Below are 16958 nucleotides of genomic sequence, written 5' to 3' on the forward strand. Positions count from 1 at the left end.
ATGCTCGTGATTTCAGGAGAATGCTTAATTGGTCGTCGGAGACATCAATCAGATTCTCAGAGGGTCACTTGGCCTGCTCCCCTCTAGCTTAACCGTTTTCAGCTTAGTAATGTTCATCACAGCAGAGGACGATGAACATGAAAAAGCGATTTTCAGACGAGCAGATCATCAGCATTTTGAAGGAAGCCGAAGCTGGCTTGCCGGTGAAGGAGTTGTGCCGCAAGCACAACATTTCTGACGCCACCTTCTACACGTGGAGGAAGAAGTTTGGCGGCATGGAGATTTCAGAAGCCCGCCGGTTGAAGTCGGTCGAGGACGAGAACGCCAAGCTCAAGAAACTGCTGGCTGAGTCTCTTCTGGACAATGAAGCCCTGAAGGCCGCTCTCAACCGAAAGTACTGACCGTCGAGAACAAGCACGAGGCCGTGCGGGCGATGCAAGAGCAAACGCCGATTTCACAGCGCAGGGCCTGTTTTCTCGTCGGGTTATCCCGCGCTTCGTTTCACTACCGCTCCACCGTTGAGGCTGGCGACGGGTTTACCAACTGTTGCGACGGGAAGGCGTAGACGTGAATCATAAAAAGGTTTACCGACTTTACCGAGAGGCCGGTCTGGCCGTGCCAAAGCGCAAACGCCGCAAAGGTATCGCCATAGAGCGTCAGCCCCTGGTGTTGCCAGAAGCTCCGAACCAGACGTGGTCCATGGATTTCGTCATGGACTCACTGGAGTGTGGTCGGCGGATAAAATGCCTGACCATTGTCGATGACTTCACCAAGGAGTGTCTCGACATCCCGGTAGCCAATGGCATCTCCGGTGACCAGGTTGCCCGCACTCTGGATGCCATAGCAGCCTTCAGAGGCTACCCGCAGGCTGTCAGAACAGACCAGGGACCGGAATTCACCAGCAAGGCCCTGGACCAATGGTCTTATGACAACCGTGTGGAGCTGAAGCTGATCGAGCCCGGGAAACCTACCCAAAACGGTTTTATTGAAAGCTTTAACGGCCGCTTCCGCGACGAATGTCTGAACGAGCACTGGTTTCGTGATCTGGCCCATGCCCGGGAAATCATCGGTAACTGGCGACGAGACTATAATGAAAACCGGCCCCATTCAGCTTTGAGCTGCCAGACACCACTGGAGTTTGCCGCTGACTATCGAACTACGGGAAAAGGATCGAAATTAACCGAAATTACTAAGTAGTGATTGGGAGCAGGTTAATTTTACGAATAAAAACCAAAGCTACAACTCCTGGCCGGTGATCCCTATGCCTATCTGAACGATGTGCTGGCGCGGGTGCCAACTAATAAGAACAACACCATCAACTGTTCGTTGTCGCACAGATGGACGCCGGTCGCTGATGATAGAGAAGGATTAGCGGTCAGTTGAGAACAACTTCGGATATCGCGGGAATCTTTGAGGAAGCACTCTCCAGTACATCAGTGCTGGCAGTGGTATTCGACGGAACACTTAGTAATACGTAGAAGCGCTGGTTTTCCTGAAGTGGTTTGTGAGGCTGCTCAGATTAGTGTCAAATCTGTATTTAATGTGTAGCCTTGATTGCATATCCTGACACGCTTTACTGGCCCCATTTTTAATGGGTTGCCGCCCACTAAGCTATTTATGACTAAAGAACCACGTAGGCACCCGCCAATACATAACGGAAGAGATCCCTCGCTATGAAGCTGGCCCAATTTATCCAGACGAACATGGAGCGATTGCTCGAAGACTGGGAAGAAGCTGTGTTGGAAATCGCCCCGGAGCTGAAGGGTGAAGATAGCCGCGCCCTGAGGGATCATGCCCGTGAGATGCTGGATTTCATCACAGAAGACCTCTTAACCTTTCAAAGCAAGGAGGAGGTGGCACGCAAGGCCGTTGGCAAAGGCAAACACCTTGTTTCGGGGATCGGAGAAAAGCATGGTAAGCACCGTCTCCGGCAGGAAATGTCCATGCACCAGTTGGTACAGGAACTCCGGGCCCTGCGGGCTCGGGTCACCAAGGCCTGGGGCGATGAGCAGGGAGGCCTCACCACAAAGGACATCGATGAATTGGTGCGATTCAACGAAGCCATCGACCAGTTGGTTGCCACCTCAATGTCGAGCTTCTCAGCTCTCAAAAATCAGGTAACGCGCCTGTTCGAAACCATGTTGAAAGCATCCCCTGACCCCGCCGCCGTATTCGAACCGGATGGTAAATATCTGTTTCTTAACGATGCTATGGCCGGTCTGGTCGATGCGACGCATCGGGACGTTGTTGGTAAAACCCCGAAACAGCTGAATCTGGAGTTGGCCTCCGGAATACACGATGCAATCACCAAATCAGTTACTACTGGCCAGACTGAGCGTTGGGAGCATCGTCACTGTTTTCCATCAGGCGATGAGGCGTATTTAGAGTGCCAATTTGTCCCGGTTTTTGACGACCGAAACGAGATTGAGGCAGTCGTGAAGACTTCTCGGAACATCACCGAACGCAAACAGGCAGAACATCAGATCTGGCGAAGCGCCAATTTTGATTTGCTCACCGGCCTCCCCAATCGACGGCTGTTCATTGATCGTCTTGAGCAGACCCTGCTGGAAGCCCAACGGTTGGATAGCTCCTTTGCCTTGCTATTCGTCGACCTGGATGGTTTCAAGCAAGCCAACGACCAGCTCGGCCACAAGGCAGGTGATCAGCTTCTGGCGATGGTGGCCGAACGGCTTGTCACCAGGGTCCGGGCCATGGATACGGTGGCCCGTCTTGGTGGAGACGAATTTACTCTGATCTTGAAGGAAACAGACAGGGAGGGTGCGGAAGAAGCCGCCAATGCACTTCTGACCAGCCTCGAACGGACTTTTGAGGTGGATTCTCACCGGGTACACGTCTCTAGCAGCATCGGCCTGGCGGTCTTCCCTGGCGGCGGCACGGATGTGGACCAACTGATGCATAATGCTGATCAGGCCATGTACGCTGCCAAAGAGCAGGGAGGCCAGCAGGTTCAGGCCTACGATTCCTCGATGGCGCAAAGCAAAGCCGAGGATCTACGGTTGAGCAGAGAACTGGATGATGCCCTCAGCGAGAACCAACTGGAGGTTTATTATCAGCCGATCATCGATATCCGCACTGGAGCCATATACGGAGCAGAAGCTTTACTCCGATGGAATCATCCTCACAAGGGACTTTTGACTCCGGCTACCTTTCTCAGCACCACTGAACAGCACCGCATTCCGGACGAGATCAACGCGTACGTACTGGAGCAAGCAGTGAAATGCCAGATCCGGTGGCGTGACCTGCGTGGAGAGGCCCTTCCGATCCACATTAACGAATCACCAACGACCTTTGTTACCCAAAACCTTGTGGACCAATGGCGAGCGCGGCTGACACAAATTGGCCTTAACGAGAGCTGGATCACTATGGAACTGACCCCGGCCGCCTTTAACGTCATTCATGCCTCTGGGTTCAATCCAAGCAAGAGCCTGGGTTTGCCAGATGTGCGATTAAAATTGGCAGTCAACGATTTTGGTATCGAACCGTTCTCGCTATTGGCTCTTCAGGAGTTCGAGATGGACAGCGTCAAGATAGACAGAGAACTGATCAAGGACGCTGGTCAGGGTGGAAAACCCGATCGCATACTGAAAGGCATAATCGCTATGGCTCACGCGATAGACGTCCAAGTGATTGCAGTGGGCGTTGAAACGGACGAGCAGTTGCAATTCCTCTCCCGTGCCGGCTGTGACTATGCCCAGGGTTTCCTGTTCTCTAAGCCCCTTCGCCAGGATGATTTCGAGGAATTACTAAAACGGGACCGCCAGAAAACGCATTAAACCAACACTGGAAGCTTCACAAGGCTGCTGCGCGAGCAGCCTGGGAATTTGTAAACCGCAGCGAGCATTTAGGCTCATCTATCGACGTTGACGCCCAGGAACCAGATTTTTCTGCCAATCAGCGGTAATAAAACGGGGTCAGGGTCAATAACCGACATTACTAAGCAGTGAGTGGTTCAGTTATTGGGGGCAGGTCAGCGTGGCTAAGCATCCAGCCCTTATTGAACGATGAAGACGCCTTTGATTTCCCCGACCCTGACAGACATGCCAAATGGGTCCAAACGACAGACGGTACGGACCGTGTATACAAAGCTGCAAAAAAGCTGGGAGTAAAAATGGCTTTCGGTACTGACATAGTTTGGACCCCAGGGTTAGACGTGAAACAGGGCAAGTTCCTGGCCAAACTCGAGCGCTGGTTCACGCCCTACGAGAATTTGAAAATGGCCACCTACGACAATTCGCAACTAATCAAATTGTGTGGGCCCCGCGATCCGTACCCCGGCGAAATCAGCGCGGTGAAAGAAGGAGCCCTCGCTGACCTGCTTTTGGTCGACGGCAATCCGCTGGAGAACCTGGATCTTGTCGCAGACCCGGACAAGAACTTCGTCATGATCATGAAGGACGGCGTGATCTACAAGAACACTGTCAAATAAGGGTGGAGATGGCCATGGAAACGATCCAATCCAATCGGCGAGATCCGCCACATATTCACGTTCTATAGATCTGAATGAGGAGCGATTGGGGCCCGAAGCCTCAACATTGGGACATTTGAATTTTGCCCGAACACAGATAGCCCACTTGGCATTTTTTGCCCGGGATTCGAATCACCAGGGTAAGTCCTACCTAGAGGCGATCATTGAGGCGTGCCGCCTGCGGTTGCGTCCGATACTGATGACCTCCATCGCATTCACTGCGGGCATTGTTCCATATTCACGTCTGGGGTTGCTCAGGGAATTCAGTGGTCTTTGGAGTTATGCACTGTACGAGCAGATCAAAGACCAGAACACTTAAACTGCGTTTTCTGACACCCAAACCGGTGCGCCAGTATGTTGGCTTCAACTGCTTACACACTGATTCCTCCCTAGGTTCTTATTGGTGTTTTTGAAGGGGACGATTACAGTGCACCTCAACTGGACAGGTCCTGGCGCATAGTTCGCAATGCCTTGGCCCATTTCTCCAACTCGCGCAGCATCGCCTTTCCGGAGGCTTCGTGGTGTTCGTTCGGCAAAAAGGCTTTATTGTCATCCAACAAATTCCAGGGCATCTGCACCATCACCCCTTCCATCATTGGCATCATCTTTAACGCCGTAACCAACTGCTTCGCCAGTTGCGCAGAACGCAGACCACCGGAAACGCCGCCGTAGCTCACAAACCCACAGGGTTTGTAATTCCATTCGTTGTAGACATAGTCAAGCGCATTGGTGAAGGAGGATGGAGGGCAGTAGTTGTACTCGGGGAGAACAAATACGTAGGCGTCTGCCTTGGACACGCTTTTTGACCAGGCTTTCGTGTGATCGTGTTGGTACTTCTGCATCCTTGGATGGTTGGGTTCGTCATAAATCGGCAGGCGGAAGTCCATCAGGTCGACCAGGCTTGAGTCAAAAAGACCTTCTGCATTGGCGATACCATTGAACCAGGTTGCGACGGAAGGACCCACGCGCCCGGGGCGAGTGCTGCAGATTATGGTATGAAGTTTCAGTGTCACAAGATGTTCCTCCAGATGTTTGTTAGGCAGAGCCCTCGGTTCGACTTGAGCCTCAGTGAAACAACCAGCCGGCGACAAGTCGAACCACGCGGGGCATGATTAAATAAACCACAAGTGCAACGATGGTTGCGGCGACAATTCCATGGCGAATACCCCAGACTGAGAGTTCCGGAATGATGCCGAATATCGGTTTATACAGTACCGGAACGATGATGGTCAGGGGCCATATCACAGCTGTCGTGAGCAACCATTGTTTCCATCGAGTCGGCTGTTTGGCTTTCGATGCCGGAGGTGTGAACCAGAAATCGATTCCACTTTTTATTTCCACCTGCTCATCCGAAGCGAGAGCAGAGACAATAGAAGAAACCAGTTCCTTTCGAATGTCTGATTCTAGCCATGCTTCTGCTTCCTTGTTGTTGGAGAACCGAACGGCTATCTCGAAGGTGTCGTTCCCCTCCGAAGGACGGACAATATGGACGCCTTGGTGGCCCGGAAATTCAGCCGCAGCAGCGATGATTTGTCTGAGCCAGGTCTCATAGCGGTCCCTGAATTCGGGGCGAACAATATGTCGAATAATGATCGATCGACCAGCGTTATAGTGCGTACTTGGTGTAGGTTCCGCTGTTTCATTATCCATCGTGTCAGTCCGTGATTGTTACGACAGTCAGGGGCCAAGCATAGACAGCCGCTTTAAGCGCGGTGCGATTGCCAGTCAGTTGTGTTGCGAGAGTCCTTGATCTGTCCGCGCTCTGAGCAGTTTCTAATCCGGACATCCGCGAAGGGGACTTTATCTCTAAATTTAGTAGATGATTCGGTATGGTGGTAGGCGGAGTAGCTGAATATTAAGGCCTCTTGTTCATGCAAAACTTTTGAACATAAAGTGCGATAAAATGAACTTTCGTTGCTATTACTACCACTATATATTCATTTGGTACATCAGTCAGACTGATGAATTAATATGGTTAATGGGGAGGTAGCGATGATTAATGTAAGGTTTTCGAACGAAAGAGGACACGCTAAGCATGGTTGGCTGGATTCCCGTCATACCTTTTCTTTCGCCGAGTATTACGATCCGCAGTTCATGGGATTTTCAGACTTGCGAGTGATCAATGATGACTGGGTCGATGGAGGCGCTGGATTTGGAGCGCACCCGCACAAAGATATGGAAATCATTACTTATGTTCTCGAAGGAACCATCGCTCACAAAGACACCATGAATAATGTATCGCAGTTGCAGACCGGTGAAGTGCAAGTGATGAGCGCGGGTAAAGGCGTGTTCCACAGTGAATTTAATGCATCAGAAACGGAGAAGCTGAACTTTCTCCAGATCTGGATAATACCGAATGAAGCTGGCTCCGAACCGAGGTATGCGCAGAAAGATTTTTCCGGTGCAAAGGGGATTACCCTTGTGGTTTCACCCAATGGAAGAGCCGGCTCCGTTCCAATTCGCCAGGATGCTAATGTGTACCAGGTAAAGCTGGAAGGGGAGAAAGCGGTATTTCATCCCGGCGAGGGCCGAGTTTACTATGTCCAGGTGGCACGAGGTGAAATGACCCTAAACGAAACTCCGCTTGCTTCCGGCGATGGTGCTTATATTACTGGAGAGGAAGAATTGGAAATTGAAGCGGACAAAAGTGTCGAAGCCTTGCTGTTCGAACTTCGAGGCCGCTAGCCCCGGGAGCAGAAACGGCAAGTCGCTGCTTCATTGATTATTTACATAGCCAAAACACCCTGCCCAGCATGGACCGCAAGTCCGTTAGCTCGGCAGATTTTTTATGCTCGATTTCGCTAACCCGAGACAGGTTAAATCTAACGCGCCTGTGCCCTTTGCGACCGACCACAGGGTCCCATTTTTGTTGATTTCGGGCGCCGGTATAACGACCTTTCTCACAAGCCAAGCGAAGCACTCTGTGGCTATAATTATAAAACTCCAATGACCGGTCGACTCCCTGGCAGGATTCTCGATGAAGAGGCTCCCATGTCGTCCAGATGCCTTATTGCCTTTCTGCTACTTTGTCTTCTCGCCGGAGAGTCACTGGGCCTTCAGGTAACGTAATTTCGTCGATCCTTGAGGACAGTGGAGGCAACGTTTAGGTACGGAGCGATCGCGGACTGGACCGATTCAAAGGAACTTTTGCTGTCTCCTCCCGCTCCTTAGTTCCATGAGGAGTTGTCATATGACATCGACAATTTTATACAACGGCAGAATTACGACACTGGATCCCTCAAGTCCTGGAGCAGAAGCCGTCATGATTCGAGACGGTTTGGTGCGTACCATCGGTCGCGAAAACGACGTCATGCCGTTGAAAGAGGCGAACACAAAGCTCATCGACTTGAATAAACACACCGTTATCCCTGGATTGAATGACTCCCACACACACGTCATTCGAGGAGGCCTTCATTTCAATATGGAACTCCGCTGGGAGGGCGTCCCGTCTGTCGCGGACGCATTAAGGATGTTGAAAATCCAGGCCGACCGAACGCCTGCGCCGCAATGGGTGCGGGTAGTGGGAGGTTGGAGCGAATTTCAGTTCGCTGAACAGCGCATGCCAACGTTGGATGAGATAAACGCGGTCGCTCCCGATACCCCCGTCTTTATACTGCATCTCTACGACAGGGCGTTGCTCAATCGCGCAGCACTGGCAGCTGTTGGGTTCACGAAGGAGTCAAAAGACCCTCCGGGCGGGGTGATATATAAGGATCGTCAAGGTAATCCTTCCGGGCTTTTGATTGCTGAGCCCAGCGCTCTGATCCTTTACTCGACGCTGGCCAAAGGGCCAACACTCGGATTTGAAGACCAGTTGAACTCTTCACGGCATTTCCAGCGAGAACTCAACCGGCTCGGAATCACCAGCGTCATTGATGCCGGCGGCGGTGGTCAAAACTACCCCGATGACTACAGGGTGATAGGGGAGCTGCATAAACGTGGAGAAATGACCCTCCGAATAGCCTACAACCTTTTCGCCCAGGAGAAGGGGGCGGAATTCGCCGATTATGAGCGGTGGGTCGGCATGGTCAAGCCAGGTGATGGTGATGACATGCTCAGAATGAACGGTGCGGGCGAGAATCTAGTGTGGTCAGCGGCTGATTTCGAGAACTTTTTGCAGCCACGACCACGACTGGTTTCAGACATGGACGCCGAATTGGAACGAGTCACCCGCCTTCTGGTCGAGAACCGGTGGCCCTTTCGGATTCATGCCACTTATGACGAATCTATAGCGCGCTTCCTCAATGTCTTTGAAAAGGTCAATAAGGATTCACCGTTCAACGGGTTACGTTTCATTATTGACCACGCGGAAACGGTAAGGCCGGCCAGTATCGACCGCATCAATGAGTTGGGTGGTGGAATCGCAATTCAACATCGAATGGCTTTCCAGGGCGAGTACTTCGTGGAGCGGTATGGAGCAAGCGAGGCAGAAAGTACACCGCCAATCATCGATATGCTGGCTGCTAATATCCCGGTGGGAGCGGGGACTGACGCGACACGGGTCGCGAGCTTCAATCCGTGGGTCTCACTCTACTGGTTGGTGAGCGGAAAGACCGTTGGCGGCTTGCCACTGTATCCAAAATCTCGTTGTCTGGAACGTTCTCAGGCACTGAGTCTATGGACCCGCGGCAGCGCATGGTTTTCGGGTGAACAGGACCTTAAAGGTGCGCTTGCAGAGGGGCAATACGCGGATCTGGCGGTACTTTCAGCGGATTATTTCTCCATTCCCGAAGAAGAAATTAAAGATCTCCATTCGGTACTGACCATTGTTGGAGGAAAAGTCGTTCATGCCTCTGACAATTTCGTATCCCTGGCACCTCCAATCCCTCCCGCAAGCCCGTATTGGTCTCCAGTCAGGCATTTTGGAAACCAGGCCCACCCGAAGGCGGCTCATGTTGCGCCAATGAGTTCGGATTTCTGTTTAGCACACGGCCATTCCCATTGTGATCATTGGGATATGCATTCCCGTGCACTGAAAACCCCGTTTTGGGGAATCCTGGGGTGCGGTTGTTTCGCCTTTTGAAAAGCGTTGGCCGCACTGAAACTGCCCAAAAGAAAACAAGGAGTAAGAGATGACCGACCCCAAACTGGAAGTTCTCACACCTGCCAACAGTCAGTTAATCTTCATTGATCATCAGCCTCAGATGGCGTTCGGTGTGCAGAGCATTGACCGTCAGACGCTGAAAAACAATACCGTAGGCCTGGCGAAGGCGGCAAAGATTTTCAACATTCCGACAACCATCACAACCGTCGAAACGCTCACTTTTTCAGGGCATACCTATCCGGAGTTATTGGAGGTATTCCCGGAGGCTCCATTGCTGGAGCGCACCTCAATGAACTCGTGGGATGACCAGAAAGTTCGGGATGCACTCAAGCGGAACGGTCGCAGGAAAATTGTTGTGTCTGGCCTCTGGACAGAAGTCTGTAACTGCACCTTTGCCCTGTCAGCGATGCACGATGAAGGCTACGAGATCTACATGGTGGCCGATGCATCCGGAGGTACCTCGGTTGATGCCCACGATTACGCGATGCAACGCATGATCCAGGCTGGTGTGGTACCCGTGACCTGGCAGCAGGTACTGCTTGAATGGCAGCGGGATTGGGCGCACCGAGAGACCTATGACGCTGTCATGGCACTGGTCAAAGAGCATTCCGGCGCCTACGGGATGGGCGTGGATTACGCGTACACGATGGTTCACAAGGCCGAAGAACGAGTTCGGCATGGGGACCGACTTGACCCGGTTCCAGCAAACAAGTAACCGCTCAGTTTGTGGGGCCATAGGTTGGCCCCACAGGCAGTTGAAATTCCAGAAAAAGGATTGAGTGGGTGGACAAAGCGGCCGCGATGACACGGCCGCTTTTTACAGCGTTAATACACAAATCAAACGCTTGGGTATTAGACGTGGTGTTCTGGCTGCACTTCACCACGGATAACGACTTGGCCGCTATAGGGGCCGGCTGGGCTCCTGAAAAAACAGTTTCGTCGGATTTCCGGTCGGCTAAAGTCGCCTGTGCCGGTAGGGCAGAAATGGCAGTGATGTGTTGGTTTGAAGACATTCAGTACTTCGAACTCACATCGATTGCCTGGGTTAAATGACGATGGCTTTCTTCTCTCGCACGGCACCTCTTCCGCCGGCGTAAAGACCTTGGATCCTGCCATTGTGGTCAATTTCGAGCCGCACAGTTAGCACACTGGGAGAGGGCGAGGGCATCCAGCGACCCTGTTCTATGGCAAATTCCCCTTTTTCTACGCCAAGTGTATCGTACAGGTAGCACGCAAGAGGTCCAGCAGCCATGCCGGTTGCGGACTCCTCGCGTATTCCATACCGAGGGGCGAACATCCGGGCCCCGGCGTCCCGTCCATAAGCGACGCCGTCCAGGCAAAAAACGTAGAACCCGATCAGATCGAACGCCTTGCTCAGCCTCTCGATCATCGAAAAATCAGGTTGAAGGGCTTTCATCTTCTCGACGTCGCGAATGCCGACCAGTACAAAGCTGTTGCCCGTATTCACGATCGTCGGTTCGGTGCCATCAATGAGATCTGATTGTGCTAACCCCAGTGCCTGTAGAGTCAAATGAAGGTCAGGATCGCTGAGCGTCGTATAGAGAGGCGCCTTTTGTTCCATGAACGCAAAGTCGCCTTCCATCTTGATTGATCTGTACCCATCAATCGTCTCCTTGGATGACTGATCGTTTGCCAGCAAACCGTTTTGACGCAGATAGCTGAAGGTAGCGATGGTCGCGTGCCCGCAGTGGGCGATCTGCTGCGTTGGCGTAAAGAACTCCAGCTTTAGATCGGCTGAATCAGATGGAGAAACAAACGCCGTTTCGGACAAACCGACAGCTGCTGCAATCTTTTGCTTTTGGCCAGTACTGAACCGGTCTGCGTTCAGAACAATGCCCGCCGGATTCCCGCCAGAATTGCCGTCAACAAAAGCACTGACAATTGGAATCTCAATGTTCATGACCGTCACTCCTCAACGTTTCCAGATTGGTTTTTCGAATTCCTGTTCATCCTGACTTTTGGAGATGCCGAGATATTTCAGAATGAAATCGGACAAGCCTGCGAGTTCCGCAATGTTTGACACCGTTAGTTTTTCAATCGCAGTTCCATGGAACAAACGGGTAAAATTGAACTATGCTTAATCTCACATTAACCATGGACAGCTGGGATTCAGACGATGCAGAAGCTACCGCCACTGAGGGCGCTGCAGGCATTTCGTTACGCCGCGAGGGAACTGAGTTTCAAGGCAGCAGCGGAAACCCTGAATATTTCTCAGGCGGCCGTCAGTACCCACATTCGTGGCCTCGAGGATTTTCTTGGCTTGAAGCTGTTCGTTCGGTTGACGCGAGAGGTGAAGTTAACGCCAGAGGGCAGAAAGCTTTCGGGTTATGTAGAAATAGGCTTTCAAGAGCTTGAGAAAGGGATTGCTCTCTTTGCACCCGACTCCGATCCGGGCCATTTAACGGTTGCAGCGGTGCCTTCCTTTGCCAGCCGCTGGTTGGTACCCAGAATCGATTCGTTTCAGTCAGCCCATCCCGACATCCGATTAAGCCTGCAGCCGAATCTCCAGCTGGTGGATTTTCAGGGTGATGGTGTCGACCTCGCCATTCGTTTTGGAAACGGCAATTACCCCGGCCTGGAATGCCGTCCATTATTGGAAGAAAAGCTTTTACCGGTTTGCCACAGTCGGCTCATTGAGGTGGAGGCTGTGACACCTGAGTTTTTGGCCGGGCTGCCATGGCTCATCGATGAATCCATCGATATGGAAGTTTCGTGGAAGTCGTTTCAGAACAAACTCGGAGTGGTGATACCTGACAGCGCTATAAAGCTTCGGGTTACAGAGGGCACAACGCTGGTCGAAGCAGTCCTCGCTGGGCGAGGAGTCGCTCTCATGAGGTGCAGCCTGGTAGCCGACCTTCTGAAATCAGGCGTACTCCGGTGTCCAATCGATATTTCAGTTCCCGCGGAATACCAGTATTACCTTGTCGCTCCGGAGGCAAAATTTCGCACGGACAAAGTACGTGCATTCGTTTCGTGGATTAACCGGGAGGTCGCTCAAGTCCTGGCCTAAACGTTTGGATTGGGGGATTCGGAACAAAAGGGCAATTCAGCTGACGTGGCGCAATTTAGCCAGAAAAGCCTCGCCCGCCTATCAAAAAAACCACTGGGCTTCCAACAAACCCAGGTTGTTGAGGGCCCCGTATTCACTGTTGTCATTGCCGCCAAACAGCTGCACGCCAGCTGTCAGATACACCTCTATGGGCACCGGCAGTGTCCAGGTGGAGCGGGGATAGACCACCCAGCTGTGGTCGTCGGCGTTGCGGATGGCGACCACACGGTATTGCCAGAATGGATTGATGTCCTGCCAAACCAGGAGGCCGGTGTAGTGGCGGTCCGCGTATTGGGGCTCTCCGGCCGCCAGGCGGCTGAGAGACAGTCCCGGATCTGGCGCGGGCCGGCCGTTGTAGAAGTATTCCAGGGCAAGATTGACGCCGTTGCGGAACGACCAGTTGAGATCCGCCACCGCCTGCCAGTAGCTGGCTTCCTCGTCGGGCTCGCTCCACACCGCTTCCATGCGCCAGCCGGTGCCGGCCAGTGAACCACTGCCGCCAATACCAGCCTTAGTGACATCGGCGAAGGTTCCGGCCATCACACTGGCATCCACACCGGCCACGAAGCGCTTGACCCGGGCCGCGGTGCTGGCCTCGTCGTCCTCATGCTGCGGGGCATGCACGGCACTGATCCGGCCCAGGGCGCCCCAGGGCGTATCCCAGAGCAGGGCATCGACGCCGATGCGCTCATCCGGTTCCAGTTGCAGGGGGCTCACCGGGTTGAGGATATCCATGGGGTTCCAGATCAGCGCGGTGGACCAGTTCACCTGCTGCCGGCCGAGACGCCAATCCCCCGCCGGCGAACGCCACTGCACCGTGCCCCGGTACAACTGGTGGCGAGCCACAAGATCGCCGGATTCGGTCAGCTCTCCCTGCAGGTCCCAGTATCGCGGATCCGGGGCGTCCTTGAGCAGGGCGAACTCGGGGCTGTCGAGAAAACTGCCGGTGACCAGTTCCACATCGTAGGCCGCCTCCAGGGTCCAGTCGCCCTGGCGATAGCGCGGTTCCAGGCGCAGACGGGTGAGGTTCGACACATACGGATCGTCGTCCACCAGCGAACGCGAACCCACAGTGAGGTTCTTGAGGGAGCCCGAATGGCTGAAGTCGGCCCCGGCGGGCGACGCCAGCATCAGGCTCACCGCGATTGCAGTGCATGTGCGCTTAACCATGGCGAATCGCCTCCACCGGATCCAGTCTTGATGCCCGTCGCGCCGGATACAGGGCCACCAGCACGGAGCAGATGAAAAGCAGCAGACCAGGCAGCCAGACGTGGTCGAAGATGAGCACCGGGTAAATCACGTCCGTTACTCCGGGAACGGCTTCAAATGAATGAGCGACGGCCGAGAGGTCGATCCCCCTGCGGTTATACCAGGCCACGATCAGCGTTCCGACCATACTGCCGGCGGCCATGCCCAGTAACGCCAGGAAAAGCGCCTCAAAGAGGATGGTCAGCACTACCTGGGAGCCGCGCGTTCCCAGCGCCAGCATCACGCCCAGCTCACGGGTGCGCTCCATCACCGACATCACCATGGTGTTCATGACACCGATCGCAACCACGACGAACACCACCGACAGGATCAGGTAAAAGTCGATCCGGGTCATGTCGATCATCTGCATCACTACCGGTAACAGGGTTTCCCAGTCCTGGGCCACCAGATCGCCGGACAGGGTGCGGTTAAGGTCCCGGGCCAGGAGCGTGCTTTGGCTGCGGTCCTGCAACCGCAGGGCGATACGCGAGACCTGGTCAGGCTGGAAACCGAGCAGGGTCCGGGCCCTGGTGAGACTGGTGAAGACGTACTCACTGTCGAACAGGTCGCTCCCGGTGCGGTAAATTCCGGCGATCGGGTATGCACTGGAGGCGAGGTCACCGCTGGCCTGCTGGACTGTGACGACCAGCTTGTCGCCCAGGCGGGCGTCCAGATCGTCTGCCAGTTTCTGGCCGATCACGATGCCGTCGCCGGCGGGTTCCACATACTGGCCTTCAATGATGTAATTCGCCAATCGGGTCACCTGCCTTTCCCGCTCCGGGTCCACGCCCACCACCTCCACCGGGCGGCTGGTTTTGGGATTGGCGACCATGGCCTTGACCAGCACCCGCGGGGCGGCGGCTTCGACGTTGGGCCGCTGCGCCATCGCCTGCACGCGGGAGGCGGTATCGGAGATACGCAGGGCCGGAGACAGATCCACATCATGGCCCCGCTGCATCACCTGCACATGGCCACTCAACTGTTGGGTGGAGTTGCGGATCATCTGCTCGAAGAAGCCATCGGTGAAACCGTACAGGAACAGATAGGCGGCGAGCCCGAACGCGGTAGCTGAGGCGGTGATCAGGGAGCGGCGCGGATTGCGGAACACCGAGCGCAGGGCCATCTGGGCAAAAATCAGGAAACGATTGTTCGCGGTGACGTCGGCATGGACGCGGCGCAGACGGTTGCTGGCGCTGCGATGGGCATCCATGGCTTCCAGGGGCGTATGACGGCTGGCAATCCAGGCCGGCACAACAGCGGCCAGCAAGGCCACAATGATCACCACCACGCCAATGATCAGCCAACGGCCGGGACTGGTGGTGGGATAAACGATACCGCTCAGCCCCGGCATGGTGTCCATGGCCTGGATGTAGGCGGTAAAGTCGAGGCCGTGGCTGGCGTAATAGGTGGTCACGGCCAGGCCCAGGATCAGGCCGAGGGCATAGCCCACCAGGGCCAGCAGGGTGGTTTCCATCAGCACCAGTTGCACAATACGCGAACCGGACGTGCCCAAAGCCATCATCACCCCGAACTCCCGGCCGCGCTCCATCACGGACATCAGGATGGTGTTGACGATTCCGGCCGCCACCACCACAAACACCACGAAGATAACGATGTAGGTCACCACGTTGTGGAAATCGACCATTTGCATCAGCGACGGCATCAGGGCGGGCCAGTCGAGGACTTCCACACCACGCTCGCCCAACTGTGTCTCCAGGGTTGCCACGACACCGGTGAGGCGGTCGGGATCATCCACCCGGGCGGCGATTTCCGTAACCCGGCCCCAGAAGGCATACAGGGACTGGGCTGCATCAAGAGGGATCTGCGCCACACCGCCGTCTATGCGTTTCACGCCGGTTTCAAACAGTCCCACCACCTTGAAGCGGTCGGCGCCAATGGAACCGTCCGCTGCCTGCACCACCAGGGCCAGTTCGTCGTCCAGGGCCACCTCCAGTGCCCGGGCGGCGCCCGTACCAAGCACGATTTCGTTACCGGATTGCAGATAGCGGCCCTGGACGATGGATCGGTCCAGCCGAGTGACGGAGCGCTCCTGCTCTGGCGCGACCCCCATTACCTGCAGGGCCCGGGACTGGTCGGCGAGACTGGCCAGCGCGTGGCCGGTGACCCGGGGCGTGGCGGCGTCCACTCCGGGGACATCGGCGACAGCCTCCCTCAGCTGCCATTGCTGCGGCAAAGCGATGTTCATTTCTCGATCGTCGTGGAAGCCGCGTTTGTGCACCTTGAGGTCGCCGGTCACGTAGCCGGTCATGTTATTGATCATCTGGGCGTTGATGCCGTCGATAAAGGCCCACAGGAACACCAGTCCGGCCACACCGACGGTCAGGGAGAGCAGGGTAATGCCGGTGCGGCGGCGGTTGGCGCTCAGGTTGCTCAGGGCCAATCGCAGCCAGGCCATCATGACCGGTGCTCCTCACGTTCGATGCGCCCGTCCTTGAGGTGAACCACCCGGCGGGCTCGCTCCATCACCATGGGATCATGGGTCGAGAAGACGAAGGTAACGCCGTGTTCGTCGTTCATCCGCCGCATCATGTCCAGCAGGGCGGCGCCGGTTTTGGAGTCGAGGTTGGCGGTGGGTTCGTCGGCCAGAACGATGGCCGGCTGGCTGACAATGGCCCGTGCCACCGCCACCCGCTGCTGCTGGCCACCAGACAGTTCGTTGGGCAGACGGCCTTCCATCCCTTCCAGACCGACCTCTGCCAATATCTGCCGCGCCTTTTCGCGCCGCTCGCGGAACGGCACGCCGCGCAGCATCAGCACGTATTCCACGTTTTCCTGGGCCGAAAGCACACCGATCAGGTTGTATTCCTGGAACACGAAACCGATCTTCCACAATCGCAAGGCGGTACGCTTCCTGCGGTTGAGGCCGGTGATCTCCTGACCATCGATTTGGATACGGCCGGAGGTGGGTTCATCGAGGGCACCGATCTGGTTGAGCAGGGTGGTCTTACCGGAACCGGACGGCCCCACCAGGGTAGTGAATTCACCGGCCTCGATAGCCACGGAAACGTCATCGAGAGCTTTGACCGCCACGCTGTCCTGACGGTAGATGCGCGAGGTTTTTTCCACATTCACAATCGCCATGACGTGTC

Annotated in this window: 13 protein-coding genes and 2 pseudogenes; 9 read left to right on the plus strand and 6 right to left on the minus strand. The window is 55.0% G+C overall.

Annotation, left to right across the window (positions count from 1 at the left end):
• Positions 1-137: 137 nt before the first annotated feature.
• From F6Y09_RS13165 to F6Y09_RS20860, 4 genes and pseudogenes are all read left to right on the plus strand, one after another.
• A pseudogene (locus F6Y09_RS13165) lies at positions 138-1194 on the plus strand (transposase); the annotation flags it as partial.
• 479 nt (positions 1195-1673) lie between these two features.
• On the plus strand, positions 1674-3794 hold the full coding sequence (locus F6Y09_RS13170; RefSeq protein WP_152207372.1) for an EAL domain-containing protein: 2121 nt from the start codon (positions 1674-1676) through the stop codon (positions 3792-3794).
• A 221-nt stretch (positions 3795-4015) separates the two neighbouring features.
• Positions 4016-4447, plus strand: a complete 432-nt coding sequence (locus tag F6Y09_RS13175; RefSeq protein WP_218944164.1) for an amidohydrolase family protein — start codon at positions 4016-4018, stop codon at positions 4445-4447.
• A 154-nt stretch (positions 4448-4601) separates the two neighbouring features.
• A pseudogene (locus tag F6Y09_RS20860) lies at positions 4602-4721 on the plus strand (efflux RND transporter permease subunit); the annotation flags it as partial.
• 199 nt (positions 4722-4920) lie between these two features.
• Here F6Y09_RS20860 and F6Y09_RS13185 read toward each other — a convergent pair.
• A complete protein-coding gene (locus F6Y09_RS13185) occupies positions 4921-5499 on the minus strand; it encodes an NADPH-dependent FMN reductase (protein WP_152207375.1) in 579 nt (192 codons plus the stop codon).
• Between the two features lie 52 nt (positions 5500-5551).
• Positions 5552-6136: an antibiotic biosynthesis monooxygenase gene (locus tag F6Y09_RS13190; protein ID WP_152207376.1), complete on the minus strand. Its 585-nt coding sequence runs from the start codon at positions 6134-6136 to the stop codon at positions 5552-5554.
• A 342-nt stretch (positions 6137-6478) separates the two neighbouring features.
• On the opposite strand from F6Y09_RS13190, the gene F6Y09_RS13195 reads away from it, so the two are divergent.
• The 4 genes from F6Y09_RS13195 (at position 6479) to F6Y09_RS20165 (ending at position 10583) form a co-directional block, all read left to right on the plus strand.
• On the plus strand, positions 6479-7171 hold the full coding sequence (locus tag F6Y09_RS13195) for a pirin family protein (RefSeq protein WP_152207377.1): 693 nt from the start codon (positions 6479-6481) through the stop codon (positions 7169-7171).
• A gap of 490 nt (positions 7172-7661) precedes the next feature.
• A complete protein-coding gene (locus F6Y09_RS13200; protein ID WP_425481846.1) occupies positions 7662-9509 on the plus strand; it encodes an amidohydrolase in 1848 nt (615 codons plus the stop codon).
• A 49-nt stretch (positions 9510-9558) separates the two neighbouring features.
• Positions 9559-10245 (plus strand): hydrolase, encoded by a 687-nt coding sequence (locus F6Y09_RS13205; protein WP_152207379.1) that lies wholly within the window; start codon positions 9559-9561, stop codon positions 10243-10245.
• Between the two features lie 68 nt (positions 10246-10313).
• Positions 10314-10583 carry a hypothetical protein gene (locus F6Y09_RS20165; protein ID WP_179959416.1) on the plus strand — a complete coding sequence of 90 codons (270 nt, stop codon included), beginning with the start codon at positions 10314-10316 and terminating at the stop codon, positions 10581-10583.
• On the opposite strand, the gene F6Y09_RS13210 is transcribed toward F6Y09_RS20165, so the two are convergent.
• Positions 10576-11451, minus strand: coding sequence for a PhzF family phenazine biosynthesis protein (locus F6Y09_RS13210; RefSeq protein ID WP_152207380.1), 876 nt, complete (start codon positions 11449-11451; stop codon positions 10576-10578). The two genes, F6Y09_RS20165 and F6Y09_RS13210, sit on opposite strands and share 8 nt — an antisense overlap.
• A 216-nt stretch (positions 11452-11667) precedes the next feature.
• On the opposite strand from F6Y09_RS13210, the gene F6Y09_RS13215 reads away from it, so the two are divergent.
• Complete coding sequence (locus tag F6Y09_RS13215) at positions 11668-12561, plus strand: LysR substrate-binding domain-containing protein (protein ID WP_152207381.1); 894 nt, start codon at positions 11668-11670, stop codon at positions 12559-12561.
• Positions 12562-12642: 81 nt separating this feature from the next.
• On the opposite strand, the gene F6Y09_RS13220 is transcribed toward F6Y09_RS13215, so the two are convergent.
• The 3 genes from F6Y09_RS13220 to F6Y09_RS13230 are packed head-to-tail and all read right to left on the minus strand — an operon-like array spanning position 12643 to position 16950.
• Positions 12643-13770: a hypothetical protein gene (locus tag F6Y09_RS13220; RefSeq protein WP_152207382.1), complete on the minus strand. Its 1128-nt coding sequence runs from the start codon at positions 13768-13770 to the stop codon at positions 12643-12645.
• Positions 13763-16267: an ABC transporter permease gene (locus F6Y09_RS13225; RefSeq protein WP_152207383.1), complete on the minus strand. Its 2505-nt coding sequence runs from the start codon at positions 16265-16267 to the stop codon at positions 13763-13765. The genes F6Y09_RS13220 and F6Y09_RS13225 overlap by 8 nt, the downstream gene beginning before the upstream one ends.
• Complete coding sequence (locus F6Y09_RS13230; protein ID WP_152207384.1) at positions 16264-16950, minus strand: ABC transporter ATP-binding protein; 687 nt, start codon at positions 16948-16950, stop codon at positions 16264-16266. The genes F6Y09_RS13225 and F6Y09_RS13230 overlap by 4 nt, the downstream gene beginning before the upstream one ends.
• Positions 16951-16958: the final 8 nt, after the last annotated feature.

This window comes from Marinobacter changyiensis (assembly GCF_009193265.1).
Lineage (GTDB): Bacteria > Pseudomonadota > Gammaproteobacteria > Pseudomonadales > Oleiphilaceae > Marinobacter > Marinobacter changyiensis.

Bases quoted from the DNA above. Each gene is read 5' to 3' on its own strand.
- F6Y09_RS13170 (WP_152207372.1), top strand. From the start codon at position 1,674: ATGAAGCTGGCCCAATTTATCCAGACGAACATGGAGCGATTGCTCGAA.
- F6Y09_RS13190 (WP_152207376.1), bottom strand. From the start codon at position 6,136: ATGGATAATGAAACAGCGGAACCTACACCAAGTACGCACTATAACGCT.
- F6Y09_RS13195 (WP_152207377.1), top strand. From the start codon at position 6,479: ATGATTAATGTAAGGTTTTCGAACGAAAGAGGACACGCTAAGCATGGT.
- F6Y09_RS13200 (WP_425481846.1), top strand. From the start codon at position 7,662: ATGAGGAGTTGTCATATGACATCGACAATTTTATACAACGGCAGAATT.
- F6Y09_RS13205 (WP_152207379.1), top strand. From the start codon at position 9,559: ATGACCGACCCCAAACTGGAAGTTCTCACACCTGCCAACAGTCAGTTA.
- F6Y09_RS13210 (WP_152207380.1), bottom strand. From the start codon at position 11,451: ATGAACATTGAGATTCCAATTGTCAGTGCTTTTGTTGACGGCAATTCT.
- F6Y09_RS13215 (WP_152207381.1), top strand. From the start codon at position 11,668: ATGCAGAAGCTACCGCCACTGAGGGCGCTGCAGGCATTTCGTTACGCC.
- F6Y09_RS13220 (WP_152207382.1), bottom strand. From the start codon at position 13,770: ATGGTTAAGCGCACATGCACTGCAATCGCGGTGAGCCTGATGCTGGCG.
- F6Y09_RS13225 (WP_152207383.1), bottom strand. From the start codon at position 16,267: ATGATGGCCTGGCTGCGATTGGCCCTGAGCAACCTGAGCGCCAACCGC.
- F6Y09_RS13230 (WP_152207384.1), bottom strand. From the start codon at position 16,950: ATGGCGATTGTGAATGTGGAAAAAACCTCGCGCATCTACCGTCAGGAC.